A 26674-nucleotide genomic window follows, 5' to 3' on the forward strand; every position below is an offset into this window, starting at 1 on the left:
TATGTATACTTCGAAGGCTACATTGGCGGTGGTGACGACGTGTACGATTACAACTTTGAGCGTGCAGACAACACTGATGACTTTGATGCAACTGCCGGTGTCTCTGTCACCGGCTTTTCTGTTTTGGCAGGAAAAGAAATCATCAGGAGCACTCCAGTGGCCACGGAACTTGAAGTAAAGCTGACCCTATCGGAATCCGCACAGTCCCGGGCCTTCGAGTGGCTCAAAGGTCAACCGGGTGCAAGCGAAGGTCCGGTTAAAACACTGGTCAATCGTTACTATGACACCCCGAATGCTGCGTTGAATCAGGCCCGTGCCGCGTTGCGAGTCCGTCAGGCCGGTGGTCGCTACATCCAGACCTTGAAAACCCAGGGCGAGTTCGTAAACGGAGCCCATCGCCGCCAGGAGTGGGAGTGGGATCTGCCGGGGCCGGATCTGGATCTTGAGCTTCTGGAACAGACTCCGTTGAGATCTGAGGTCGACCTTGGCGAACTGGAACTGGTTTTCGAGACCAACTTCCAGAGGCGCATTATCATGCTGGAGCAAGCAGAGTCCGTCATTGAGGTCGCTCTGGACTCAGGCGAAGTGGTAGGCGGAAAGCAGGCAAGGCCCCTGTATGAAGTGGAATTTGAGCTGAAAGCGGGCGAGCCGGCAGCGCTGCTTGAAAATGCCCGCGCGCTCGCACAAGCCGTTCCGGTATTTCTTAACCTTGTGAGCAAAGCCGAGCAGGGCTACTACCTTGCCGGAATCTACCGCCCGTCCCTGGCATTGCCAGCTTCAGGGTTCAGCTCGCTATCCTTTCTGCATTACCTGAGTCTGGCCTGGTTAACCGGTGATACGATGCGTCTGCCCGCCAGCACGCTTGCGGAGATTGAGCGGCAGGCGGAAGCGGTCGGGCTAGTGCCGGTGTGGAGGCCGGTAGCCAGGGCACTGGAAGACGGTATTGCCGTGGCGAGTCTGGTTGAGCAGTTTCCTGAGTTCGGCCAGCTGCAGTTAGCGCTCGCTGCCGCCGGCTGAAGGATTTTCTTCAGGCTTCTCGGTGACGGCTTTCTCGTTTTGCTCATGCATGGCGCGCCACTGCTTGAGAAACTCCCGATACCGGTCAAGCGCTTCCTCTACCACTGACACCTCCGGCGTCTCGCTGGAGCGAACCAGAACAATCAGCCCCTTGCCCTCAACTTCGGCGTTGGTATCCGGGTGGCAGATTACCTCGTTGTCGTGATCAATGTAGGCCAGAGCAGTTCCTATTCCGTGGCGAACCAGAGCGCTGACAATATCCGCCCAGGTAAGATCATCCAGTTCCAGGTCGTAGCGGTGTGGGTGGTCACGCTCGTAGTTGAACATGTCTTCCAGCACTTTCTCTGAACCTGGCGCCACCACGGCGCGCACCATGATTTCCGGATAGGTTCGAACCGGCCGTATGATGGTTCTCACCCCCAGGGCCTTGAAGCGATCCCGGTTGGCATCACTCACGCATTCCACGGTGGTTTTGCCGCCAAGGTTGGACTCTGCCAGCCGGTGGGCGATATCGAAGGTCAGGCTATCGGAGAAAGGGTCGGACTCGTCGGCCGCGAGCACAATCACGTGCCTGGCACTGCCAGCGTGGACGGATTTCAGCGCTTCCGGATCATTGCCTGCACCGTGGAAGTGCACCATGCCGCAATCCCGGAGCTCCGCCGGCAGGCCGCCGGGAAACTGTCGGGTCAACAACATGATGGGTACCGTGTGGTACTCCGGTATCGACCGAATCTGGGTGGCGAAGCGCATGAAGTATTGTTCGCCACCGGTGCGTGGGGTGTTGATGATTACGATGTGGTCTTTCATGTTGTAAATCCAGCGTCCGGAGAGGATTCGTTCACGGCGGTAGAACCGGTATTCAATATAGTCGCTGACAATCAGCGTGAGCAGGGTGATGGCGGCTATAAACATAAGCGCCACAGTGCTGATGCGCCCGATGGTGGTTACCGGCACGTAGTCACCATAGCCTACGGTGACCAGTGTGGTCATTGTGAGCCACACGGATTCAAAAAAGCTCAAAGGCTCCGCAGCCCAGAGAATCAATATCTGCGCGGAAACCAGTGCGCCAAGGGCGAGGAAAAGGCGCTTGATCCGTTTCCGGATCAGGCCGCCCATCGGCAGGTGTGGCTGCGAGTGTTCCGGGTTCAGCGGGCGACGATTGCGCATCATGGAGTGGGGCTGCCTGTTCAGTCCGTGGCAAGTTCGTTATACAGTACCGGAAATATATCAGAGAGACAGGGGTTTGCGTTATGTCTGAGCCTATGGGTTCGTTACCAGCGGAGCTGTCGCCGGCGGATGTTGCCGAGGCCTGCGCCCGCAGTGTGTTTCTGGCCCAGACGCTGGAACGTTATCCGGAGCAGGTTCAGGCGGCCGTTAAGGCCCGCCCGCTGACCGAACCCACCACAGAAGCGTGGCTGAAACAGCGCTGGGGCGATTTCCTGGCAATCGTTGATTCCGAGCCGTCGCTGCATGCAGCCCTTCGCCAGTACCGTCGGGAAATCCAGTTCCGCATTATCTGGCGTGACCTGATGAACTGGGCAGATCTGAACGAAACCATGCTGGCCACCAGCGCCTTTGCCGACGTGGCCATTGATGGCGCTCTCAGCTGGCTTTATGAAAAGGCCTGTGAGGAATTCGGTACCCCCATGGGTCGTGACCCGGTGACCGGTGCCCACGTGCCTCAGAAAATGGTGGTGCTGGGTATGGGCAAGCTCGGCGGGCGGGAGCTGAATGTTTCCTCGGATATCGACCTGATCTTTGCCTTTCCCTCCAAGGGGGAAACCGAAGGTGGCCGACGGGCCCTGGATAACCAGCAGTTTTTCATCCGCCTTGGCCAGCGACTGATTCAGGCGCTGGACCAGATTACGGCGGATGGTTTTGTGTTCCGGGTGGACATGCGCCTGCGGCCCTACGGCCAGAGTGGTGCCCTGGCACTGAGTTTTGCCGCCCTTGAAACCTACTACCAGGATCAGGGCCGGGACTGGGAGCGCTATGCCATGGTCAAGGCCCGGGTGGTGGCCGGCGACCAGCGGGCAGGGCAGGTGTTGATGGAAAGCCTGCGGCCCTTTGTTTACCGCAAATACATCGACTTCAGCGCCTTCGAATCCCTGCGCACCATGAAAGACATGATCAGCCGGGAAGTGCGCCGCAAGGGGCTGGAGAACAATATCAAACTGGGCAGTGGCGGTATCCGCGAGATCGAGTTCGTGGTGCAGGCTTTCCAGCTGATCCGCGGCGGCCGAGACCGGGAGCTGCAACAGCGGGAATTGCTGAACATCCTCAGAGAACTGGAAGAGCTGGAGCTGCTGCCATCCGCCGTTGTGAAGGAGTTGCGCGAGGCCTATGTGTTCCTGCGCAACCTGGAACACGCCCTGCAGGGTATGGAAGACAAGCAGACCCAGGTTCTGCCGGACGATGAACTGTCGCAGGCCCGGGTTGCGCGCATTATGGAGTTTGATGACTGGGCCGCCTTCCAGCATGCGCTGGATGAACACCGCAACCGCGTTGCCCGGCACTTCGCCAACATCATCGCGACCGAGGACGAGGAAGGCGATTCCGAAAACGGTATGGATGACGGCTGTTACGAACTCTGGCTGGCGGAAATGGAAGAGCCCGCTGCGTTGGAATGGCTGGCGGAGAAAGGTTTCGAAAACCCGGAAGACAGTTTCAAGCGCCTGGCGAGCCTGCGGGACAGCCGAACCGTTCAGACTCTGCAAACCCAAGGCCGCAAACGCCTCAACCAGTTCATGCCGTTATTGCTGAACGCGTTGATGGATGTTGAGAATGCGTCGGAAACCCTCGACCGGGTATTGCAGCTGGTCGAGGCCATTTTGCGCCGCACCGCCTACATGGTGCTGCTGGTGGAAAACCCCGGCGCGCTTACGCAGCTGGTGCGCCTGTGTAGCGACAGCCCCTGGATTGCCCGCCTGCTGGCAGAAACCCCGCTGCTGCTGGACGAACTGCTGAATGCCGAAAGCCTGTACAGCCCGCCTGCCAAGGAAGAGCTGCAGGACGACCTGCGCCAGCAGATGCTGCGCATTCCCTATGAAGACCTGGAAGAGCAGATGGAGGCCTTGCGTTACTTCAAGAAGGCCCATGTGCTGCGGGTGGCCGCGTCTGAGCTCAAGGGTACCTTGCCGCTGATGAAGGTGAGTGATTACCTGACCTGGATTGCCGAAGTGGTGCTGGACCATGTGGTGGATGTGGCTTTCTCCAACCTGGTCAGCCGCCATGGTTATCCGCGGCGGGCGGATGGTTCGGCGTGTGACACAGACTTCGCCATCATCGGCTACGGCAAGCTCGGCGGTATCGAACTCGGTTACACCTCGGACCTCGACTTGGTGTTTGTGCATCAGGCCGATCCGCAACTGGCCACCGATGGTGACAAGCCCATCGACAACGCGGTGTTCTACACCCGCCTGGGCCAGCGCATTGTGCACATTCTCAGCACCCAGACGCCCTCAGGCCAGCTTTATGAAGTGGATATGCGGTTGCGCCCGTCCGGTAACTCCGGCTTGCTGGTGAGTACCCTGCAGGCCTTTGAGAAATACCAGCAGAACGATGCCTGGACCTGGGAGCACCAGGCCCTGGCCCGGGCCCGTGGCGTGGCCGGCTGCCCGGATACCCTTCAAGCCTTCGAGGATATTCGCCACCAGATTCTGTGCGCGCCAAGGGATAAAACCGCCCTGCGCCAGCAGGTGGTGGAGATGCGGGAGAAAATGCGCAGCAGCCTCGGCACGCCGGAAATCCGGCGGGACGAAATGTTTCACATCAAACACGATGCCGGCGGTATTGTGGATATCGAATTCATGATGCAGTACCTGATGCTGGCCTGGAGTGCTGAACACCCGGAGCTGACCCAGTGGAGCGACAATATCCGCCAGATGGAAGAGCTGGGCCGTGCCGGTGTGTTGCCGGTAGAGGACACAGAGAAGTTGCGGGAGGTATACATCACCCTGCGTTCGACCATTCACCGCAGGGCGCTACAAAACCTGAACAGCCAGGTGGAGGGTAGTGCCTTTCAGGGAGAGCGTGACTACATCCAAAGTATGTGGAAAAAAGTGATGCTTGAGTAGCAAGCTAAATTTATTTCTGTCCGGCTTTCCTGCTAGAATGCTGGATCCCCGAAAACTGCTTATTCAGGAGCACTGTAGAAATGTCGATGGCTGATCGCGATGGCCTTATCTGGCTGGATGGTGAAATGGTTCCCTGGCGGGAAGCCAAAACCCATGTACTCACTCACACCCTGCATTACGGCCTCGGCTGCTTTGAAGGCGTGCGTGCGTACAACACCGCGAACGGCCCGGCAATTTTCCGGCTGAAAGAACACACCGACCGGTTGTTCAACTCCGCCCACATCCTGAACATGAAAATGCCGTTCAGCAAAGATGTGATCAACGAAGCCCAGCGTGCTGCGGTTCGTGAGAACAACCTGGACGAAGCCTACCTGCGCCCGATGGTATTTCTGGGTTCCGAAGGCATGGGCCTGCGCGCCGACAACCTGCAGGTGCACGTAATGGTTGCGGCCTGGAGCTGGCCCTCGTACATGTCGCCGGAAGCCAAAGAGCTGGGCATCAAGGTGCGCACCTCTTCCTACACCCGCCACCACGTGAACATCACCATGTGCAAGGCGAAGGCCAACGGCAACTACATCAACTCCATGCTGGCCCTGAACGAAGCCATCTCCGGCGGCGCGGAAGAGGCCCTGTTGCTGGATAACGAAGGCTACGTGGCTGAAGGTTCTGGCGAGAACATCTTCATCGTACGCGACGGCGTGCTGCATACCCCGGAATTGACCTCCTGCCTGGAAGGCATCACCCGCGCCACGATCCTCGACTTCGCCCGCGACATGGGCCTGGAAGTTCGCGAGCGCCGCATTACCCGCGACGAAGTCTACATCGCCGAAGAAGCCTTCTTCACCGGCACCGCCGCCGAAGTACTGCCCATCCGTGAACTGGATGGCCGTCAGATTGGTGAAGGTAAGCGTGGGCCGGTTACCGAGAAGCTGCAGGCTAAGTACTTTGCGGCGGTTAAGGGTGAGTTGCCGGAGCATTCGGATTGGTTGACGCTGGTTAACGCTTAATTCCGCCATAGTCCTGGGTAAAAGGATTGGAGAATCATGTCGAGTCAAGGTATTGGTCGAGAAGTCTTTGAAGTGCAGGCCGAGGCCTTGCGCGCAACGGCAGAAAAGTTGAGCCAGGAGTTTGATCAGGCGGTAGACATGATTCTGTCAACGTCCGGTAGGGTTATTGTGTCTGGCATGGGGAAGTCCGGGATTATCGGTAACAAGATTGCGGCTACACTGGCCTCTACCGGCACCCCCAGCTTTTCTGTGCATCCTGCGGAAGCCTATCACGGCGATTTGGGGATGTTTACGGCAGATGATGTTGCCATTTTGATCTCATACAGTGGTGAAACAGAAGAGGTGATACGCCTGGTTCCCTCATTGCGCCATTTCGGAGTCAAGATCATTGCCCTGGTGGGCAATCCTGAATCGACATTGGGGCGCAACAGTGACCTTGTTTTAGATGTGTCGGTGGAGCGAGAAGCTTGCCCAAACAACCTGGCACCAACTACCTCCACAACAGTAACGTTGGCGATGGGCGATGCTCTGGCAGTTGCCTTAATCGAGCGCCGCCAGTTTAAACCGCATGATTTTGCTGTTTTCCACCCCGGCGGGAGCCTTGGGCGGCGATTGCTCACGCGTGTGAAAGATGTGATGCATACCGATCTGCCGATATGCACATCGCGCGATAGCATGAAGGAAGTGATCATGACCGCAAGCCAGGCGGGATTGGGGCTTGCTGTTGTGGTCGATGATGGCGAAATAAAAGGTATTATCACCGACGGCGACCTTCGCCGGGCGTTGTTCAATCATGACTCGCTTGATGGTTTAACAGCAGAAAGCGTGATGACTCGCAGCCCAATGCTGATCAACGAGAATGAGATGTTTGCTGACGCAGAGAATATCATGCTGAAAGCGAGTATCACTTCTCTTTTGGTTGTTAGTGAGCAAGGGGCTTTAAGTGGGGTGTTGAAGCTGCAGGATGCGGGTAGGGTTGTTTGAGTGTTCTCTATGGGCTTCTCTAGGAGAGTCTGCGCCCACATTTCTAAGTGTGAAGAGTCGTTAGTTAAACAATGTGGGTCCCTGTTATGTCAATTCTTTTTACCTTAGGGCTTTACCAGACTCGTAAGCCTGAACGTTGGCAATCCAAGCACAAGGTATTTTTTTATTTGAGCCAGTCTTTGAGGTCGCTCGGAATTGATAGCTGTTTTCTATGTAATCCTGCATCGGTAAAAGAGCGCTTTATTGAAAGTGAGGCCGAGTACTTTTTTGAGGGTGAAAAAGATCTTGTTCAGTTGTTGGACGAAAAAAACATAACCCACCTGGTTATTTGGGGAGGGCGAACAGATGCTGACGAACGTATTCGGAAAGAAGTTGGTGACCGTGTAAGAGTCATCTATGGCGAGTATGGCTGGTTCCCTCAGTCCCAACATTGTTACTTTAGCCCTAATGGCACCAATGCAGATGCGGATCTTTGGAACGAAGGATTAGCCGAGCATAAATTGGATCGTCGTCGTTTCCTTTTTGCTCGCCGAAAACTGTTATTCTCAATGCTGGGGTGGCGAGGGATGGTTTCCCCGCCGGAGTTTTTCCGGCAGTGCTTCTTCGATGTCCAAAAGAAAATATTTGTTCCTTTACAGGATGAGCAGGATACAAATATTGTTCTTTCTTCGCCGGTCAAAACTATGTCGGCTTTTGTCGAGGGCCTGTCATCCACGTACCCGGATCAAAAATTCCTGGTGCGTGCCCATCCAAGGGCTCATTATGAGTCACTCCCAAAGTTGCCCAATGTCGAGTATCAGTCGCCAGCGGTAAACCCTTTTAAGAGTTATAAAGAATACGGTGGCGTGCTCGGTATTAACTCGACCATGCTGTTGCAGTTTGCTCTGCTTGGATTGCCAGTTGCAGGAATTGGCGAAGGGGTTGCCTCCCATAGTGGCGTATATACCGACTTGGACTGGTACGACCTTCCGCAGGATATCAGCTTGCTTGGCTCCGATCCTGATGCAGCGGCTAAAGTTATTGATTATATGCTTCGCGTTAAACAAGTCAATCTTCCAGATCTTCGTAGTCCAAAGTACGTGAAACAAAGTTATATTTATCGACTGCTTACATCCTGATATCAAGTAGAAAATTTTCCTGCTAGTGATCCAAGCCTAAGTAATAAGGCTTAATCGTACTTGGGGGCTCTTTTGGCAACAACTCTAGTCATCGTTTCATTCAATAGCTTTAAAGTGATTGAGCAATGCCTGGGCGGCGTCATAGACGCTGGAAACCTCGGTGTGATTATCGTCGATAACGGCAGCCCGGATGGCAGTGCGTCAGCGCTGTCAGCTCGCTTTCCGTCTGCGGAGGTAGTTGCTCTCGTGCAGAATATTGGATATGGCCGAGCTGCTAACAAAGGATTTGAGCGAGTAGAAACAGAATATGCGCTCCTGCTTAATCCAGATATTGTTGGAGACATGGAAACGATTCAGCGACTGGAGCAGCGCATGGGCGGCTTGTCCGGTGATGTGGCCATTCTTGCGCCAGCGGTTAATCCCCGGGATTTTCGGAGGGATGGGCTTGTTGAGCGGGATTGGGTTATTGGTGCCGCGCTGTTATTTCGCATGCAGTCTTGGGCAGATGTGGGTGGTTTCGATGAGAATATTTTTCTCTTCTCTGAGGAAACAGACTTATGTATGCGAATTAAAGAAGCGGGTAAAAAGATATTCTTGGATTCAGATGTCTATATTGAGCACCTGTCAAAGCAATCTAGCACTCCAAGCGTTGAAGTTGATTTTTTGAAGGACTGGCATTATGCGTGGTCAAATCAATACTTGGCTGTAAAGCATGGGTTTGCGCATGGTAAGTGCCATCCTCGAAGGCGTTTGCTTATCTATGGGGTGAAGTTTCTGACGGCAACCAATGCCAAAAAGCGACAGAAATATAAAGCGAGATTTATGGGAGTGAGAGCCTTTTTATCCGGTGAGAAGGCGTTTTTAAGTGATGGTAGCCCTCAGCAATCGCATCGCCTTGGTTGAGGCATGCCCATTTTCTGATTCGTGATCTTGCCCCATTCGCCATACAGTAGCCCGCTTAGTAAGCCTATCGGGGTCCAGAATACTAAGTAGATTTCCTGTGGGCTGGTTACAAGTGTGTCAGGATCAGTGAAGCACAGTCCGCCCACAGTGGCGATCATCCATAATGTCAGGTTTCGTTCGTGATTTTTCCGCGTGAATGCTTTTAGAAGCAGGGCAGTAAACAGAAGTACAATCGAAACAAAGGCTAATATTCCACCGTCAACCCAGGTAGAAAGAAAGAGGTTATGAGGGTGATCGTGTCTGACGCCCATTGCTTGTTTGATTGCGGTGCCAATCTCTGTCTCTGCAACGGATGATGCAGCTCCAATACCCTTCCAGAAGAATTCGTCGATATTGCTTAGTGTCGCACTCCAAATCTCTAGGCGGTAAGACGTCCCCCGGTTCATCATGCTATCGAAAATGTGGAGGTCAGCAATAAAGATCAGGATGCAAGCTATGAGAATAGCGGGAACAACCAATCGCCTGCTATCTTTTGAGAGCATGGTGATAAAAACAAGCCACGCAAAGAGAGTAACCCCAAGAGGAGCGCGGCTTTGGTTGAGTATTGCATAGAGGGTTACGGAAATAAGGGCTAGGGTGGCAAGTAAAAGATCTTTCTTTTGGCCCATTCGCAGACTAGTTAGAGAAACAATCCAGAGCATAATCAGAATGGAAGAGCTGGCAATAATATCATCCAAAAGCCCAAGTCCAGTTATTCGTTCGGGGTATTCTGAGTTGAGCATATACAAGAGAATGGCGATAAGGGCTCCGGCGATCAGTCCTGCTTGTATTGTGTATCCATGTGCTTGCTTTCGGTGCATCCCTAATTTGGCGTAGAGGTGTAGGGCGGTGAAAAAAATAAGGGTTTCGAGAAACCAGCGAGAATGGCGTAGAATTTCTTCAGACCGGTTAGGGACGTCACTCCAGTACACTGAAAGGTAAAGTATCGTGATCAGCCCCATAGCTGAGAGGAAGCTAGGGGATCTGATGGAAGATTCGAGAGCTCGCTTTCTTAAAGCAAGGTACAGGGTCGCCGGCATCATTCCAACAAAGAAAAATGCTCGAAATAGATCGTCGAACTCCTGAGTAAGTCCCAGAAAAATAAACAACAGGAAAGATACTTGTAGGACTGTCTCAGCGCGGTTTGAGCGCTTAGTGCTATGGGCTACAACAGCTTCGTTCATAGAGGGCATATTTTTCAGTAGAGAGTGGGTATATCATTGAGCGCGCAATTATCGCCTATTTTTCGTCTTTATTCAGGAATTGGCTGAATTTTCAAGCATAAATTTGAAAGCTGAACGTTACCTTATGAAACTACTCATAACCGGCGGGGCCGGCTTCATAGGCTCCGCCGTCATCCGCCACATCATCCAGAACACCGAGGACGAAGTGGTCAACGTCGACAAGCTCACCTACGCCGGCAACCTCGAAAGCCTGGTGCAAGTGAGCGACAGCGAACGCTACGCCTTCGAACAGGTCGACATCTGTAACCGCGCCGAACTGGACCGTGTACTGTCCCAACACCAGCCGGACGCCATTATGCACCTGGCTGCAGAAAGCCACGTAGACCGTTCGATAGACGGGCCGGCTGATTTTATCGAAACTAACATCGTGGGCACCTACACGTTGCTGGAGGCCAGCCGGCAGTACTGGCAGGCACTGGAATGCGATAAAAAAGCCAACTTCCGCTTCCACCACATCAGTACAGATGAGGTGTACGGTGATCTCCCTCACCCCGATGAATCGGATGCCGCCAAAGAGCGTCTATTCACTGAGCGTACGGCATACGCGCCCAGTAGCCCCTACAGCGCCAGTAAAGCCAGCTCAGACCACTTGGTAAGGGCATGGCGCCGAACCTATGGCCTGCCAACGCTGGTCACCAATTGCTCCAACAACTACGGGCCCTACCATTTCCCGGAGAAACTCATCCCGTTGATGATTCTCAATGCGTTGGAAGCAAAGCCCTTACCAGTCTATGGCAAAGGCGACCAGATCCGCGATTGGCTCTACGTCGAAGATCATGCTCGAGCACTGTATAAAGTGGTCACCGAGGGGCAGCCGGGTGAAACCTACAACATTGGCGGGCATAATGAAAAGCAAAACATCGACGTAGTCCACACCCTTTGCGATATCCTTCAGGAACTGCGCCCGCAGCAAGCCAGCTACCGTGATCTGATCACCACCGTAAAAGACCGCCCAGGCCACGACAGGCGCTACGCCATAGACGCCAGTAAAATCCAGAAAGAACTCGGCTGGGTGCCTCAGGAAACCTTCGAAACCGGCATCCGAAAAACCGTACAGTGGTACCTCAACAACCTCGACTGGTGCCAGCGAGTACAAGACGGTAGCTACCAAAGAGAGCGCCTAGGGGAGGGGGAATGAACATCCTACTCCTAGGCAAAACTGGCCAAGTCGGCTTCGAGCTCCACCGCACTCTCTCCCCGCTGGGCACCATAACCGCCCCAGGCAGAGAGAAACTGGACCTAACTAACGAACAAGCCGTAACCGACTATCTCGCCCAAATTCAGCCGAACCTGATAGTAAACGCAGCCGCCTACACAGCCGTAGACGCTGCCGAAGAAAACCAGCAAGCCGCCCAACGCCTGAACGCCGGCTTACCCAAACAGCTGGCAGAATACGCAAAGGCCAATAACGCCCGCTTGGTGCACTATAGCAGTGACTACGTATACCCAGGAACTGGCAGCGAGGCCTGGCAAGAAACCAGCCCAACAGGCCCATTGAGCGTATACGGCCAAACCAAACTCGAAGGTGACCAAGCCATTGAACAAAGCGGCGCGGGCCACCTCATTTTCCGAACCAGCTGGGTCTACAGCGCCCGTGGCAACAACTTCATGAAAACCATGTTACGGCTGGCCCAAAGCAAGGAAGAGCTGAGCATCGTCGCGGATCAGGTGGGAGCTCCGACACCGGCACGATTGATTGCACAGGTAACCGCCCTGGCTATCCACGGCCAGTTAAAAACAGGCCTTTACCATTTGGCTCCCAGAGGAGAAACCAGCTGGCATGGCTTTGCCCAGGATATTTTCCGGCAAGCACAGCGGGCCGGGGAAACTCTATCCATGGGCCCCGACAATGCCCGGGCTATCCCCACAAGCGACTATCCAACGCCGGCGAAACGACCATTGAACTCGCGGATGGCCCTGAGCAAACTGGAAAACGCCTTGAATATCCAGCTGCCGGACTGGCAAAGCCAGCTGACGCTCACCCTGAACGAATACCTGGAGAAGTAAATGAAAGGGATCATCCTCGCCGGTGGCTCCGGCACCCGCCTTTATCCGATTACCCGAGGCATCTCCAAGCAGCTCCTCCCGGTGTACGACAAGCCCATGATCTACTATCCGCTGTCGGTCCTGATGCTGGCTGGTATTCGGGATATTCTTGTCATCACCACGCCGGAAGACCAGGAAGGCTTCAAACGCCTGCTAAACGACGGTAGTCAGTGGGGCATTAACCTGAGCTACGCCGTGCAACCCAGCCCGGATGGCCTGGCCCAGGCCTTCATTATTGGCGAGGAGTTCATCGGCGATGACAGTGTTTGCCTGGTGCTGGGGGACAACATCTACTATGGCCAGGGCCTGAGCAAAATGCTTCAGAGCGCCGCTCAAAAAGAAAAAGGCGCGACGGTATTCGGCTATCAGGTGACGGACCCAGAGCGCTTTGGTGTTGTGGAATTCGATGACCAGCAGCGGGCCATCTCCATCGAAGAAAAGCCGGCCAGCCCGAAATCGGACTACGCCGTCACCGGCCTCTATTTTTACGACAACGATGTGGTCGAAATTGCCAAGCAAGTAAAGCCCTCAGAGCGTGGAGAGCTCGAGATTACCAGTGTTAATCAGGCCTACCTGGAGCGGGGCGATCTGAGTGTGGAATTGCTGGGTCGTGGCTTCGCCTGGCTGGATACCGGCACCTTTGATTCCCTGCACGATGCTGCCGGATTCATCGAGACGTTGGAAAAACGTCAGGGCCTGAAAATCGCCTGCCTGGAAGAGGTGGCCTATCGCATGGGCTTCATCGGTGAAGAGCAACTGCTGGCCGAGGCGGAGAATCTGAAGAAGAACAGCTACGGCGCCTACCTGAAGAAACTGGTTAAAACTTAATAAGCGATCTTTATGAATATCACTGACACCAAGATTCCCGCAGTCAAACTGATTGAACCCAAAGTATTTGGAGACGAGCGCGGATTCTTCATGGAAACCTGGAATGAGAAAGCCTTCCGGGAAGCTGGCATCAATGAAACCTTCGTGCAGGACAATCACAGCCGCTCGGTAAAAAACACCCTGCGTGGCCTGCACTACCAGATCAAACAGCCCCAGGGGAAACTGGTGCGAGTAACCCGTGGCGAGGTGTTCGACGTAGCGGTCGATCTGCGCACCAATTCGCCCACTTTCGGCCAATGGGTTGGGGAATACCTTTCGGAAGAAAACAAGCGAATGCTTTGGGTGCCGCCAGGTTTTGCCCACGGCTTTCTCGTGACCAGTGAGACGGCGGACTTTCAGTACAAGTGCACGGATTTTTATGCGCCGGAGTATGAAAGGTCCATCGCCTGGAACGACCCGGATATAGGCATTGACTGGGGCGCGGTTGCACCGTCCGAGTTGTTACTGTCAGGCAAAGACAGTAAAGGATCAAGCCTGGCCAGTTCAGAGCCCGAGCTTAAAGAGTTTTACCAACAGTATCCTGTTTGATTGAGAAAATCACTCACGCATCCTGGCACTTTGCCCTGGAGCTTTTTGAGGACGAGTTGCCGGGTAGAACTCGCGTCTTCTCATCAAAAGGTGTGTGTGGCGGGTAACGCTAAAAATGCCTTTCTCCAGAGAATGAAGTAGATAATAAAACCAAGGTACTTTGGCCCTTTGTCTATTGGACTTGGCAATACTGCTGGGCGCAGCGTTGGCTTCGTACACCAGGTGAGGTTCAACACCGAACAGGCGAAGCCCGCCTTCCCAGAAATGGTCATACATCTTATCGATAGGCTCTTTAATCGTGCTGGCGTGTTTCAGCACCTTTTCCATGCCTGTGCGATTAAGGTAATACGCTTGGGTTCCCAGCCAGCCTCGCTCCGGACGCACAAGTTGGTGGCTGCCATCTCCCAGGGGCTGGACAACCTTCCGCTTGCGGATTTTTAGTCCCATCAGCCGGACCATCTCTACCTCGGAAGGTAGCTTCGTGATCTCTTTCATAATCCGGGCGAAGTCCGGCTCAAGCTTAACGTCATCTTCCAGAATGCAGATTGACTCGAAACCTTCGTTCCAAGCCTTTTTAATCAGTCGCAGGTGTGAGAGATAACACCCCACCTCAGGAGGCGTTAAGTCACACAGATGGCGCAGGCGAGTGCGGTGTTTCGCCAGCTTTTCACCAGGTTCAAGAGCTGGCATAGCAGTGCGGCCATCCACGGCCTGAAAAAGGTTTGCCTCTAGTCCCTGGCTTTTCAGTGCTTGCTGCAGCTCCTGAACATTCTCTGATTCCGGTTTGAGAGTAATGATCCAGTAGCTAGTGTTCATTAAGGTTGTCAGTTACTTCTTGTGGATGGATTGGTATAGATCGAGATATTGCCCAACAATGACGGACTCGCTGAAGTTTTGCCAGTAATGTTGGCTTGCGTTATGGGCAAGCCGGCCTGCTTCCGCCGGGTTGTCCAGAAGTTCCCGAATCGCTTCGGCCAGAGGTTCTGGTTTATCAACCGGTGTAATGACGCCAGTCTCGCCGGAGTCTATCAGTTCCCCCGGTCCTTGCGAATTGGTGGCAATAATTGGGCACTCGTGCGCCCACGACTCCATGACAATAGACCCCAGCCCTTCATGGCGGGAAGGGCAGACAAACAGGTCCGCAGTTTTCATTAGTGTGGTTACATCGTTACGCCATCCGAGGAACCGGACCCGCTCGTCAAGGCTCAGTTCATGGCACTGCTGTTTCAGGGCCTGCTCCTCCGGGCCGCTGCCAGCGAGCCAGAGCATGGCGTCCGGGACCTTTTTTAATGCCTGCAGCAGGATGTCGAAGCCCTTGTTTTCGTGGAGGCGTCCGGCGGCCAGAATCAGTGGTCTGTCTGCAGGGGTCTCGAAGCTGTCTCGGGGCAAGGGCTCCACCGGGGTTTCATCGGCAAAGTTCGGAATATAAAACACCCGGTCGGCAGGCATGCCGCCCTGGATCAGATGGTCACAGATACCCTTGGAGATTCCTACCCAGTAATCCGCATGACGGTAATACTTAAGGTTGTAATAGTGCCCCAGACGACTTATCAGGGTGTAGTCACCGGGTGGCGTGGCAATTGAAGCCCGGTTCATCCAGGTCATGACAATGTCTGGATGGAATTGACGAAGCGCACGCTGGTAGCGCATGCGGTCAAGCAGGTTCATTTGGCCCCCAAAACGGAAGCCTTGAGCGGGTACGCCTCCAGATTCCAGTGCATCTATCCGGTGCTGGTGTGCGCGAATGAATGCTTGCTGGTTCACCTTGCCAGTTGCCTGCAGTCCCTTCACCAGGCGAACGAAAAAATTTTCAGCCCCGCCGCGCTCTGCGCCGGCCAACACTTGGGCTACGCGGTGGATGGTTTCAGTTGATTGGCTCATGAAGACGGTGAGTCCTCCTGTTCGCTGGCGTTGGTGTCTTGCGCCCGAGTCGATTCCGGGCGTCCGTCGTGCAGAAGGAGCCCGTGGTAACCAGGGAAGGTGTCTTGGCCTCGCTGCGAAAGCAGTGTGCCAACCCGTTCACGCAGGTTGGCGGTTTTGCGCGCCACCTTCTTTTTTCGTTGTGTCATGGGCAGCCAATGGAACGGGATCAGGCCGGAACTGCCCAGGCCATCGATTACAACCAGCCGGTCGATTTTTCCAGGTTGGCTCTGTTGAACGACGATGTTGTGCAGTAAAAGATCCCGTGAAGGAATAACCCCCTGTTCCCAGAATCTACAGAGATCGTTTATTGCTACTTGGCACGCTTCGGTGAGGCCGTGATCCCACAGATATTTTTTTAAAGTCTGGGAGATGGCGCCATCGTGATCACGAATCAGTTCTGATACCAGCCCCTTGCCGAGATCGGTATCGACAAAGCCAAAGCAGCGGCTGATGTGGCGGAAAATCGGCTCGCCATAGGTGCGCCTTAACTGTTTCATAACCAGGTATTCTTCCCGGTTATCATCGAAGCTGGCCAGAGGCTTGAGGTTTTTGGGAAATCCCTTTTCCCGACGACGATCCTCCAGGGTGAAGTCTGGCCTCCGCACCTTGATGCAACGCAGATCATCTTCGGGATGCACAAAACATAGTCGGTTACCGCCCCGGGCGAAGGGTTCCTGGCCGGTCAGAACTAGGGTCATTTCAGGCTGCCGTCCAGGTTTATGTCCCGGGCCCAGACATAGTCGTGGCTAAATGGCTGCACCATGGATGCTTCGAGGATGTATTGAGAGAACAGGCGAGTATTCATCTCCTGATGGAAGAAATCTCGAGCCCTTCCTGCCCAGCGGCGACGTTTCTCGTCGTCGTGATGGAACTCCCGAATTTTCGCAACCAAGTCATGCACATCCGAGAAATATACCAACGTTTCAGGAGGCAGGAGCTCGTCAAAACGAGCGGATTCATGAGTAAATTGGAGAATTCCATTGCCGGCCAGTTGAGCCATGCGTTCGGAAGAATACCAATAATCTCCCTCTTGCCGGTTTAGGTTCAGTGCCATTCTGGACTCGCCCAGGGCTTTATCGTAGTCCCGACCCCATACTGGAGGCGTACCAAAGCTACCGTGAGCATTAAACACCAGCTCATCGCCGAGCCTTTCCTTTACCTCTTTCACGATTTCTTGGCGGCGTGTGTAATCATCACTATTGCTACAAAAAACGAGATCTACAGGCAGGTCAATCCTTTCTGCGTTGTTAAAGACCTCAATCGAGGGGTCTACCGGATTTGGAATGTGGTAAAGGCGAGTGTTGGTGTCCTTGAACCTTTCGAGCTCTTTTCTTCCTGTTGAAACAAAAACGGCATCACAAACCTCGGCTCGATGCCGGATTTTTTCATCGTTTTCGGGGACAAACAACGGATCAAGATTGCAGTGAACCAGTACGGCGTTGGGGTTGCGTTTCCTGACTTCAAGCAGCGTTTCATTGGTAATAATATTACCATGCCCAATAATGATCAGGTCTGGTTCGGCTGCTTCAGCGGTTTCCAGTAAACGTTGGTTCGCCTTTTTGTGGCCAAGATCCCGAATGCCAAATGGCGCTTCAAACGCAGCAATGTCTCGATCACTGAAATCGATCACATAGTGATCGTTTTTGATTAACCCAAAGCTGAGTTTCTGTGCCCAGCTTACCCGGGTCTGGCCATAACGACGCAACTGCTGGTAGGCAATGTGAAGTACACGCATGTCTGGCGGGTCCCTTGAATGATAAAACGGTTATTGTACCAGCCGGTCCGGCTAGGGTCTTCAGCTGCGGGATACTGCTTTGTGATAGACCTCAAGGGTTGCCTGTACCTGGTGCTCTAGCTGAAACTCTGGATGCACAACAATTTGTGGATGCTGGTGCAGCTGTTCATGCACCTTGGCGGCAAAGGTTGTTAGGTTATCCGGTGGTACCAGGCCTTCGGGGAAACAGGCGGACAGCGACTCTGCCGCCCCGCCACGGTCGAAGGCGACAACCGGTGTGCCCACCGCCAGGGCTTCTGTGAGGGTGCGGCCGAAAGGTTCGGGTTTGTTCGACATATGGCAGACCACGTTGGCCAATCGATAGAACTCGACAATGTCCGAGCGGTGGCCGGTGAAAGTGATCTGCTGGTCAATACCAAGCTCTCTTGCCTGTGCTTCCAGTTCTGCCAGGTAACTCTCCTTGTTTTTCTCGGCGCCGCCAACAACAACGCCGTGTGCCTGGGGCTCGCGCTGGAGCAGGTCCGCCATCATGGTCAGGAATGCCTCCTGACCTTTCCAGCGAGTCAGCCGGCCAGGCATCAGGATCAGCTTTTTGTCTTTGAGCTGAGGGTGTTCCGAATAAAGCTGCTGCAGCCAGGCGGCATCGGGAGGTGCCGGGTGGAAGGCGCGGGTATCCACGCCGCGCTGAATGACGGTAATGCGTTCGGGGGCTACCTTGTAGTTATCGAGAATGTACCGTTCCACGCAGTGGGAAATGGCGATCAGATGCTGCGGTTTGGCCATGATGGCGCTGTAGGCGTTCACGGAATACATGCCGTGAAAGGTACTGACCAGGGCCGGGCGATCCTTTTCCGGCAGGCCCCTCCAGGCCAGCCAGATGATCCAGGCCGGGAGCCGCGAGCGGACGTGAACAACATCCGGCTTCAGCTGTTTCAGGAGTTGGCGCACCGGCAGTATCTGTCCAAATGAGGCCAGGGATTTTCGGTGGACCGGCATGGTGATGTGGCGTGAACCTTCGGCTTCCAGTTGATCAACCAGGCGACCGCCCGAGGAAAGCACGATGGATTCATGCCCCTGTTTGACCAGTTCCCGGGCGAACTCCACCGTGCCCCGTTCCACGCCGCCACTGTTCAGTGCCGGCAGGACTTGCAGTACTCTCATTGATGAAACTCCCTGAATTTTCTGATCACCCACTCAGCGGCACGGTCGGCTTCCCACAGTTTGGGGGCTTTGCCGGGTTCCGCCTGCATGAGTTGAGCGCGGTCCTGCCATTCAGTCACCAATCCATCGGCCTTTAGTGACTCCAGACCCCGAACGACACGGCTGTTGTTGCGGGCTTTCAGATCTAATAATCCTGTAGATGTGCCTGCGGTGAGTGCTTCATAAACCATGGACACGCTGTCTGGGGAGACCCAGGTGGTGCGTGTCTCGGCCAGCGTGTCGATTAACCAGTTGGGGCCGGTCTTTTCGTGGTGGTGGAATGTCACGTTGTTACGCTGGATGTCAGTCAGTTGTACGAGCAGGGCGGCTGGCGTCCGGCGTGAAGAGGTGACTGTCCAGTGCCAATCGCGGTATTCGTCGGCCAGGGTGCTGACCTGCCCTAAGATGGCTTCACCGTCCCATTCGTAATGCTCTGAAGGGCCCCCAAGCAAGATCAGGCCGTTTTGTGCTTCGACGGCCTGCTCTTGTGGCTTGATGGCGTTGAGAACACCTCGGGTGATCAGTACATCTGGGCGGTCCGGCGGGTTGTCGTGGGCCGGGATGATCGAAAGGTCTGGTTTTGCGAATGGAAGTGCCGGGCGCATCAGCACAACAGTCATTGCATCATAACGTTTGCGGCAGGCCAGCAGCAGTTTTTGGGTCTGGCTGCCGGCAGCGACGATGATGTCTGGCTTCGAGTGCTCGATGGCGGGAGTAATACCCAGAAGCGCGCGGGCCCAGGAAACCGGGTATTTATGGGTTTCAATCCACGCTAGCCGCGCCTCTGCACGCGCTTCCAACCGCTCGGCAAGTCCCCGGAGTTGGTTCTTATGGCCCGGTTTATTATCGGTCAGTAACCAAACGACGGGTCCACTGAGCTTTGGGGCGGCCATAATCAGTTTTTCCCGCTCTCTTTGTAGGGATTGGGGCGACCCTCAGGCTGATGACGAAAACGCTTGTATTCCCACTGGTATTGTTCGGGAATGCGGCGTACTACGTTCTCCACCGACTGGTTCAGTGCAGTTGCCGCCATTACCGGATCTTCGTCAGCCATTCCGGGTTCGGGTTCAGTGACTACAAGCCGAAAACCCTGATGATTGGGCAAGCGCTCCGCGTAGCACACAAGGACCGCCGCACCGGTTTTCTGGAGAAGCTTGCTTGCCAGATTCATGGTGCGTACTTCAATGCCAAAGAATGGCGCATAGGCATTGTTTTTCCCCCTAGGGGACTGATCCGGCAGAATGCCGGCAATGCCGCCTTCTTTCAGTATGCCAATGAGTCTGGACAATCCTTTTCGATCACCACGAACCAGTTCGCTGCCGAGTCGGCCTCTGACTTTGATCATATAGTCTTCGAATTCTGGCATCTTGGGCGGACTGTAAAGTGCCGCCATGTTATATCGGGATGAAAAAAAGAGCCCGGCGAGCTCCCAATTACCCAAGTGCGGGGCCAGGAGTACCAGCCCTTTACCTGTTGCCAGAGCCTGATCAACCAACTCTATTCCCCGGGTTTCTCGAATTTGCTTCAGGCATTTCTCTACGGGCCACTCCCACATCATGGGGATTTCGATCGCTGTCATCCCTGTATGTCTGAGTGAGCTTCTGGCCAGGGTGTTCTGTTCCTGTTGCGAGAGTTCCGGGAAACACAATCTTACATTCGTTTCGGTGACCTTTCGTGCCTCGGTGTCCAGTTTCCACGCCAAGTCGCCTCCCCAAGACCCAATGAGTTGCGCCAGTCTTAAAGAGAAAGCTCCGGCAACTTTCATAGGGCTGGTAATCACATAGTACTTGAGCTTATTCATTTTGAAGCCTTGTCTATCAACGTCTGGAACGTTTCCTGCGCTTCTTGTTATAGAATCCGGGGTCCTCTGGGTTCGGTCGGGTCTTGAACCGGCGGTGCATCCAGAGATACTGATCCGGTGCTTTTCGAATTTCATTTTCAATAACCGCGTTGATGCGCGTGGCATCTTCGAGATCGTCCCCGCTTGGGAAATGCTCTAAAGGGGGGTGGAAATAGATGTCATATCCGGGCTTGTCTTCTCGACGGAAATGGCTGAACGGCATCACTACGCACTTACTGCGTTCAGCAATGCGGGAGGTTGCTGTGATTGTGCCTGCGGGTACGCCGAAAAAGGGTGCGAAGACGATGTCTTTTCGGCCATAGTCCTGGTCGGTGGCGTACCATACTGCATGGTTGTCTTTCAGGCTGCGCAACAGTCCGCGAAGATCTTTGGCCGGGAGGACTTTGCCATAGCGTTTGGCGCGGGAACGGGTCATTACGGCGTTCATCAGCGGGTTGTTGTGGTCGCGCTGCATGACATCAGAATCGATATACAGGGTTGCCAGGGAACCACCCATTTCCAATGTGCTGTAGTGGCCGCCAATCAGCAAAATGCCGTGACCTTCCTGTTTGGCTTTCTCGAAATGTTCGAGGCCATGAATAGAGGTGATTTTTTTCAGCTTTTCAGTGTTTCTGAACCACCCAATTCCAATTTCCATCAGGCCAATGCCATTGGCGATAAATGAGTTGCGGACCAAGGCCGCCCGTTGTTTGTCATTGTATTCCGGAAAACACAGCTGGATATTTGTTTCGGTGATGTGCCGGCGGCTCTTCGCCAACTTCCATGTGATCAGTCCGGCAGCTTTCCCCAACTTCCACTGAATACGCAGGGGAAGCTGTGCGGTAAACCACATGAGAGCAATGCCCACCCAGGTTGGCCACCAGCGGGGATGGAGGTAGGCTGAGTAGTCAGTATTCCGGGATTTTTGGCGGTACTTCTTATTCAAAATTGCTGTTCCTGAATCGACAAAAAGTTTGTCCGAAGGCAAGATGCCCCGCGATACAATGATTTCACTATGATAACGCATCATTTCGCCGGGAGTCCCGCGTGTTGCTCTTCATTTATTCGCAGCTAATCAGGTTGGCGTTGCCATTGATTTTGTGCCGGTTATGGTGGCGTGGTCGGAAGGCGCCCGCGCGTCGAGAGAAATGGTGGCATCGTTTAGGCTATGTTCCAGAGATGTCGGGTACAGTTATATGGGTACATGCGGTATCCGTTGGTGAGACGATTGCAGCAGGTCCTATGGTCGGGCGGCTGGTTGCGGAAAATCCCGATGCCTCCATTCTAATGACTGCGACAACTGAAACAGGACTGGCCCAGGCCCGGAAGATGTTTGGCGACAAAATTGCCTACGCCTACGCCCCATACGACACGCCAGGCTCCGTAGGGCGCTTTCTGAAACAAATAAAGCCTCGCATCCTGGTAGTGATGGAAACCGAAATCTGGCCGAACCTGATCACCCAGTGCTACCGCAAACAGGTTCCCGTTTTCCTCATCAACGCCCGTCTCTCGGAGCGTTCGGCCCGGGGCTACGAGCGGGTGCGGGGACTGGTCCGACCGGTCATGCAGAAAATTACCTGGATCGCCGCCCAGGCGGAGAAAGATGCTGAGCGTTTTCGGCGCATTGGTGTCGCACCGGCCAGTGTGGAAGTGACGGGTAGCGTGAAATTTGACGTGGATATCACCGAAGGCATTCGTGAGTCAGCCCGCCAGTGTCGACAAATCCTGGGAGCGCGGCCCGTGTGGGTCGCTGGCAGTACGCATGCCGGCGAAGATGAACAGCTGCTGGAGGCCCATCGGGCGGTGCTCGGGCAACACCCGCAGGCTTTGCTGGTGATTGTGCCCCGCCACCCGGACCGGTTTGGTTCGGTGGCGGAGCTGGCGGAAAAAGCCGGTTTCAACGTGGCCCGCCGCTCACTGCAGCAAGATCCTGCCCATGCTCAGGTATACCTGGGCGACACCATGGGCGAGCTGATGATGCTCTACGGCGCGGGTGACATGGCGTTTGTCGGCGGTTCATTGATTGAAAGGGGCGGGCACAACCCGCTGGAGCCGGCGGCCTGGGGTATTCCGGTACTTTCCGGCCCGCATGTGTTCAACTTTGAGACGGTGTATGAGCGCCTTCGTGCCGGCGAGGGTGTGGTGATGGTCCAAAGCGGGGACGAGTTGGGCCAGGCCGTGGTCCGTTTAATGGCGACCCGGGAAGAACGGCAGGCTCTGGGGGAGCGGGCACTGGCGGTGGTGAATAAAAATCGCGGGGCACTGGACAGGGTCGTTGAGGGTATTGTCGAGCGCCTGTAAAAACGGGCCCCTGAATCAGGAGGCCCGCCTGGCTGGTGTAATGCTCAAGGCCAGCGTTATTGCATCGGGTCGTCCAGCACTTCCTCATCGTTGGCCAGTGCCTCTATGCCCTGAGCGCCTTCACTGAGCCAGTTGTTCAGGTCAATCAGATCCTGCGGGCTCAGGGTGCCTGCCGCCTGCTTCAGTTGCAGGGTGTTGATCACGTAGTCATAGCGGGCGTTGGCGTAATCCCGCAGCGCCACGTAGTACGCACGTTCTGCATCCAGCACTTCCACAATGTTCCGGGTACCTACATCGTAGCCGGCGCGGGTTGCATCCAGTGCACTGCGGCGGGAGATGATGGTCTGCTCAAGGGCAGAGGCTGTCTCCACGTTGTTGTTCACGGTCAGGAACAGGCTGCGGGTGTTCACCTGCACATCCCGGCGCGTGGTGTTCAGGTCCTGCTCGGCCACGGTGACCAGTGAGCGCTGTTGGCGCACGCCGGCCTGGGTGCCGCCGCCCGTGTAGAGCGGGATGGTCAGTGACAGTGAGGCAACGGACTGGCTGCGCTCCTGCTGGGTAAAAAGGGCGTTCTCCAGACTGGTTTCCTGGTAGGAGGCGCTCAGCTCAAGGGTTGGCAAATGACCGGACTTTGCCGCTTTCAGGCTGGCTTCGCTGGCATTGAGTTGCCTCAGGGCCGCCTGAATAGACCAGTTTTGCTCCACCGCGGTTGCTTCCCACGAAGTCGGATCCATGGGCTCCGGGCGCCCGAGCGGAAAATTCTGCCTGAGATTTTCCATGGCGTCCGGATATTCTCCGGTTAACCGGGCCAGTTGTTCCCTGGCCACATTCAGGTCGTTGTCGGCGGCGATGCGCTGGCTCCTGGCATCGTCGTAGCTGGCACGCGCTTCATAGACTTCGGTGACGGCAATGAGCCCCACGTCAAACCGTTCCCGGGCCTGTTCGTACTGGCGCTGGATGGCCGTTTCAGTCGCTTTTGCGGTTGTGACGGTGTCCTTGGCGCGCAGGACATCGAAGTAGGCGGTTGCCACATCCAGAATCAGTTGTTGCTGGGCCAGGTTGTACTGGGCCTCGGCCGCCTCGGCCTGGAACTGGCTGGCTTCGTAGCTGAACCAGTCTTGAGCCCGGAACAGTGGCTGGGTCAGCTCGACGCCGTAGCGGTAGGTTCGATAACTGTCTCCCGCGAAGAGTTGCCGCACCAGCTCATCGGCGTTTGCCCCCCCGGGTATATTCCTGGGCTTGAAACGTGTGTAGCTTGCTGACCCAACCGCCGAGATTTTGGGCAGCAGGGCGCTCTTGCTGACATCGCTGGTTGCCTGCTGGGCCTGGAACTGTGCCATGGCAGAGGCAATGCCGGAGTCATAAGACAGGGCTTTCTCGTAGGTTTCCATCAGATCCAGAGCAAGCGCAGGCTGGGCTGCGAGCAGGGTGATCAATCCTGGAAGTAAACGTTTTTTCATTGGTTCTCCTGAAATACTGACTCCGGGAATCTGCCCGGCAATGACTCAAAGGTATTGGTTGGCCATTATGGACAATAATCGTTCCCGTCTCTAGACTTGCTAAGTCCACGTATTTTGTGGACAAACGAATTCAGAATCGCGTCTTGACGGGGTGCTGATTCGCCATAAACTGGCGATCGGCTGAGATTGCAACGCAGAACCCGCGACCTGATCCGGATAATACCGACGTAGGGATTAAGGCCAGATGAACCGCGACACCATGCCTGTAGGGCTATTTGTCGCAACTCCGTCATACGCGACCCGATACCACAAGACCATCCGGGAGCAGATCATGACGGACTTACCAGCATACCTCAGCGACTCCGCAAAAGTAGACTCCGCAGCAATCAAACCATTACCAAGCTCACGAAAAATATACGTGCAGGGTAGCCGAGCCGATCTGCGCGTGCCTATGCGGGAAATTACTGTGGGCGACACCCCCACTGAAATGGGTGGCGAAAAGAACCCGCCCGTGGTGGTATACGATACCTCTGGGCCCTACACAGACCCGGAAGCCACCATTGATCTCCGCAAGGGCCTGCCGCCGGTTCGCGCCGCCTGGATTGCCGAGCGGGGCGATGTACAGCAACTGGACGGCTACACCTCCGAATTCACCCGCCGCCGCATGAAAGACCCTCAGCTTGACCCCCTGCGGTTTATGGACGAGCGCAAGCCACTGCGCGCCAAGCCCGGCAGAAACGTATCCCAGATGCACTATGCTCGCCAGGGCATCATTACGCCGGAGATGGAATACGTTGCCATTCGGGAAAATATGAAGCTGCAGGAGGCCCGGGCCAACGGCTTGCTGGCGGACCAGCACCCCGGCCAGTCCTTCGGTGCCAACCTGCCGCCGGAGATCACCCCCGAGTTTGTTCGGGATGAAGTGGCCCGGGGCCGTGCGATTATTCCCGCCAACATCAACCATCCGGAAACCGAGCCGATGATCATCGGTCGCAACTTCCTGGTGAAAATCAACGGCAACATCGGCAACTCGGCGGTGACCTCGTCCATCGAAGACGAAGTAGAAAAACTGACCTGGGGTATCCGCTGGGGTTCCGACACGGTGATGGACCTGTCCACCGGCAAGAACATCCACGAAACCCGCGAGTGGATCATCCGCAACTCCCCGGTTCCCATCGGCACCGTGCCTATCTATCAGGCGCTGGAAAAGGTGGGCGGCGTTGCGGAAGACCTGACCTGGGAAATCTTCCGGGACACCCTGATCGAACAAGCCGAGCAAGGCGTGGATTACTTCACCATCCACGCGGGTGTTCGTTTACACCACGTGCCCCTCACCGCCAAACGCACCACCGGCATCGTTTCCCGGGGTGGCTCCATCATGGCCAAGTGGTGCCTGGCGCACCACAAAGAAAGCTTCCTGTACGAGCACTTTGAAGACATCTGCGAAATCATGAAGGCCTACGATGTCTCCTTCAGCCTCGGTGACGGCCTGCGCCCGGGTTCCATTGCCGATGCCAACGACGCGGCACAATTTGGCGAACTGGAAACTTTGGGAGAGCTCACCAAGATCGCCTGGAAACACGACGTCCAGTGCATGATCGAAGGCCCCGGCCACGTGCCCATGCACCTGATCAAGGAGAACATGGACAAGCAACTGGAATGCTGCGATGAAGCCCCGTTCTACACCCTCGGCCCGCTGACCACCGACATCGCCCCGGGCTATGACCACATCACCTCCGGCATCGGCGCGGCGATGATCGGCTGGTATGGCTGCGCCATGCTTTGCTACGTCACCCCGAAAGAGCATCTGGGCCTGCCCAATAAAGACGACGTGAAAACCGGCATCATCACCTACAAAATCGCCGCCCACGCTGCCGATCTCGCCAAAGGCCACCCAGGCGCCCAGATTCGCGACAACGCGCTGTCCAAGGCCCGCTTCGAGTTCCGCTGGGAAGACCAGTTCAACCTCGGCCTGGACCCGGACACCGCCCGCGCCTACCACGACGAAACCCTGCCCAAGGAATCCGCCAAAGTGGCCCACTTCTGCTCCATGTGCGGGCCGAAGTTCTGTTCCATGAAAATCTCGCAGGAAGTGCGGGATTACGCAGCAGAGCAGGGCATTGACGAAGTCTCGGCAATTGACGCCGGCATGGAGGCTAAATCGCGGGAGTTCGTGGAGTCTGGCTCCAAGCTTTACGACAAGGTTTGAGGTTGGAGTTTGTGAGCACCTAGCCTTTTGGTTGGGTGCTTAGAGCCGGGGTGGTGGGCCGGTTCAGAAAACGCTCAAGCCATCCGTGGGCGCTTCTGCTCCGCCATCCATGGCTCCGCAAATTTCTGAACCGGCCCACCACCCCGGCTCTTTGCG

General features: G+C 55.3%; 23 protein-coding genes and 1 riboswitch. Of the genes, 12 read left to right on the forward strand and 11 right to left on the reverse strand.

Annotated features, from left to right (window positions below; genetic code table 11):
• Positions 1-156: 156 nt before the first annotated feature.
• Entirely contained in the window at positions 157-1017 is an 861-nt protein-coding gene (locus AC13DJ_RS15545) for a CYTH domain-containing protein (RefSeq protein ID WP_199456756.1), read from the forward strand.
• Here AC13DJ_RS15545 and AC13DJ_RS15550 read toward each other — a convergent pair.
• Entirely contained in the window at positions 994-2187 is a 1194-nt protein-coding gene (locus AC13DJ_RS15550; RefSeq protein ID WP_482933153.1) for a potassium channel family protein, read from the reverse strand. The genes AC13DJ_RS15545 and AC13DJ_RS15550 overlap by 24 nt on opposite strands.
• A gap of 80 nt (positions 2188-2267) precedes the next feature.
• Here AC13DJ_RS15550 and glnE point away from each other — a divergent pair, with 80 nt between their 5' ends.
• From glnE to AC13DJ_RS15575, 5 genes are all read left to right on the forward strand, one after another.
• The gene (gene glnE / locus AC13DJ_RS15555) at positions 2268-5093 is read left to right on the forward strand and encodes a bifunctional [glutamate--ammonia ligase]-adenylyl-L-tyrosine phosphorylase/[glutamate--ammonia-ligase] adenylyltransferase (RefSeq protein ID WP_482933154.1); all 2826 of its coding nucleotides are present in this window, start codon (positions 2268-2270) and stop codon (positions 5091-5093) included.
• Positions 5094-5173: 80 nt separating this feature from the next.
• Positions 5174-6100, forward strand: a complete 927-nt coding sequence (locus tag AC13DJ_RS15560) for a branched-chain amino acid transaminase (protein WP_482933155.1) — start codon at positions 5174-5176, stop codon at positions 6098-6100.
• Between the two features lie 36 nt (positions 6101-6136).
• Positions 6137-7084 carry a KpsF/GutQ family sugar-phosphate isomerase gene (locus AC13DJ_RS15565; protein WP_286874782.1) on the forward strand — a complete coding sequence of 316 codons (948 nt, stop codon included), beginning with the start codon at positions 6137-6139 and terminating at the stop codon, positions 7082-7084.
• Positions 7085-7170: 86 nt separating this feature from the next.
• Entirely contained in the window at positions 7171-8202 is a 1032-nt protein-coding gene (locus tag AC13DJ_RS15570) for a hypothetical protein (protein WP_474547855.1), read from the forward strand.
• A 72-nt stretch (positions 8203-8274) separates the two neighbouring features.
• Complete coding sequence (locus AC13DJ_RS15575; protein ID WP_286874785.1) at positions 8275-9105, forward strand: glycosyltransferase family 2 protein; 831 nt, start codon at positions 8275-8277, stop codon at positions 9103-9105.
• Here the strand turns inward: AC13DJ_RS15575 and AC13DJ_RS15580 are convergent.
• Positions 9081-10328, reverse strand: coding sequence for an O-antigen ligase family protein (locus tag AC13DJ_RS15580; RefSeq protein ID WP_286874787.1), 1248 nt, complete (start codon positions 10326-10328; stop codon positions 9081-9083). The genes AC13DJ_RS15575 and AC13DJ_RS15580 overlap by 25 nt on opposite strands.
• Positions 10329-10452: 124 nt before the next feature.
• On the opposite strand from AC13DJ_RS15580, the gene rfbB reads away from it, so the two are divergent.
• The 4 genes from rfbB to rfbC are packed head-to-tail and all read left to right on the forward strand — an operon-like array spanning position 10453 to position 13850.
• Positions 10453-11526, forward strand: a complete 1074-nt coding sequence (gene rfbB, locus AC13DJ_RS15585) for a dTDP-glucose 4,6-dehydratase (RefSeq protein ID WP_286874789.1) — start codon at positions 10453-10455, stop codon at positions 11524-11526.
• The gene (gene rfbD, locus AC13DJ_RS15590; protein WP_286874791.1) at positions 11523-12395 is read left to right on the forward strand and encodes a dTDP-4-dehydrorhamnose reductase; all 873 of its coding nucleotides are present in this window, start codon (positions 11523-11525) and stop codon (positions 12393-12395) included. Before rfbB ends, rfbD begins: the two co-directional genes overlap by 4 nt.
• Positions 12396-13262: a glucose-1-phosphate thymidylyltransferase RfbA gene (gene rfbA, locus AC13DJ_RS15595; RefSeq protein WP_286874793.1), complete on the forward strand. Its 867-nt coding sequence runs from the start codon at positions 12396-12398 to the stop codon at positions 13260-13262.
• Between the two features lie 12 nt (positions 13263-13274).
• Positions 13275-13850 carry a dTDP-4-dehydrorhamnose 3,5-epimerase gene (gene rfbC, locus AC13DJ_RS15600; protein WP_482933156.1) on the forward strand — a complete coding sequence of 192 codons (576 nt, stop codon included), beginning with the start codon at positions 13275-13277 and terminating at the stop codon, positions 13848-13850.
• 9 nt (positions 13851-13859) lie between these two features.
• Here rfbC and AC13DJ_RS15605 read toward each other — a convergent pair whose 3' ends face one another.
• The 8 genes from AC13DJ_RS15605 to lpxL are packed head-to-tail and all read right to left on the reverse strand — an operon-like array spanning position 13860 to position 21578.
• Entirely contained in the window at positions 13860-14666 is an 807-nt protein-coding gene (locus tag AC13DJ_RS15605) for a glycosyltransferase family 25 protein (RefSeq protein ID WP_482933157.1), read from the reverse strand.
• Positions 14667-14678: 12 nt separating this feature from the next.
• Complete coding sequence (locus AC13DJ_RS15610) at positions 14679-15689, reverse strand: glycosyltransferase (RefSeq protein WP_482936984.1); 1011 nt, start codon at positions 15687-15689, stop codon at positions 14679-14681.
• A 38-nt stretch (positions 15690-15727) separates the two neighbouring features.
• Positions 15728-16471 (reverse strand): YrbL family protein, encoded by a 744-nt coding sequence (locus tag AC13DJ_RS15615; RefSeq protein ID WP_482933159.1) that lies wholly within the window; start codon positions 16469-16471, stop codon positions 15728-15730.
• A complete protein-coding gene (locus AC13DJ_RS15620) occupies positions 16468-17508 on the reverse strand; it encodes a glycosyltransferase family protein (RefSeq protein WP_482933160.1) in 1041 nt (346 codons plus the stop codon). The genes AC13DJ_RS15615 and AC13DJ_RS15620 overlap by 4 nt, the downstream gene beginning before the upstream one ends.
• A 60-nt stretch (positions 17509-17568) precedes the next feature.
• Positions 17569-18669, reverse strand: coding sequence for a glycosyltransferase family 4 protein (locus AC13DJ_RS15625; protein ID WP_482933161.1), 1101 nt, complete (start codon positions 18667-18669; stop codon positions 17569-17571).
• On the reverse strand, positions 18666-19601 hold the full coding sequence (locus tag AC13DJ_RS15630; protein ID WP_482933162.1) for a mitochondrial fission ELM1 family protein: 936 nt from the start codon (positions 19599-19601) through the stop codon (positions 18666-18668). The genes AC13DJ_RS15625 and AC13DJ_RS15630 overlap by 4 nt, the downstream gene beginning before the upstream one ends.
• 2 nt (positions 19602-19603) lie before the next feature.
• A complete protein-coding gene (locus AC13DJ_RS15635) occupies positions 19604-20509 on the reverse strand; it encodes a lysophospholipid acyltransferase family protein (protein WP_288370555.1) in 906 nt (301 codons plus the stop codon).
• A 16-nt stretch (positions 20510-20525) separates the two neighbouring features.
• The gene (lpxL, locus tag AC13DJ_RS15640; protein ID WP_482933163.1) at positions 20526-21578 is read right to left on the reverse strand and encodes an LpxL/LpxP family Kdo(2)-lipid IV(A) lauroyl/palmitoleoyl acyltransferase; all 1053 of its coding nucleotides are present in this window, start codon (positions 21576-21578) and stop codon (positions 20526-20528) included.
• A 17-nt stretch (positions 21579-21595) separates the two neighbouring features.
• Between lpxL and waaA the strand changes: the two genes are divergently transcribed.
• Positions 21596-22849, forward strand: coding sequence for a lipid IV(A) 3-deoxy-D-manno-octulosonic acid transferase (waaA, locus tag AC13DJ_RS15645; protein WP_031211220.1), 1254 nt, complete (start codon positions 21596-21598; stop codon positions 22847-22849).
• Positions 22850-22905: 56 nt separating this feature from the next.
• Here waaA and AC13DJ_RS15650 read toward each other — a convergent pair whose 3' ends face one another.
• Positions 22906-24309, reverse strand: a complete 1404-nt coding sequence (locus AC13DJ_RS15650) for a TolC family outer membrane protein (RefSeq protein WP_482933164.1) — start codon at positions 24307-24309, stop codon at positions 22906-22908.
• A 137-nt stretch (positions 24310-24446) separates the two neighbouring features.
• Positions 24447-24560: riboswitch (TPP riboswitch) on the forward strand.
• 80 nt (positions 24561-24640) lie between these two features.
• Between AC13DJ_RS15650 and thiC the strand changes: the two genes are divergently transcribed.
• Complete coding sequence (gene thiC / locus AC13DJ_RS15655) at positions 24641-26518, forward strand: phosphomethylpyrimidine synthase ThiC (protein WP_473802380.1); 1878 nt, start codon at positions 24641-24643, stop codon at positions 26516-26518.
• The last annotated feature ends 156 nt before the right edge of the window (positions 26519-26674 follow it).

It is taken from the genome of Marinobacter sp. L-46 (genome assembly GCF_056859535.1).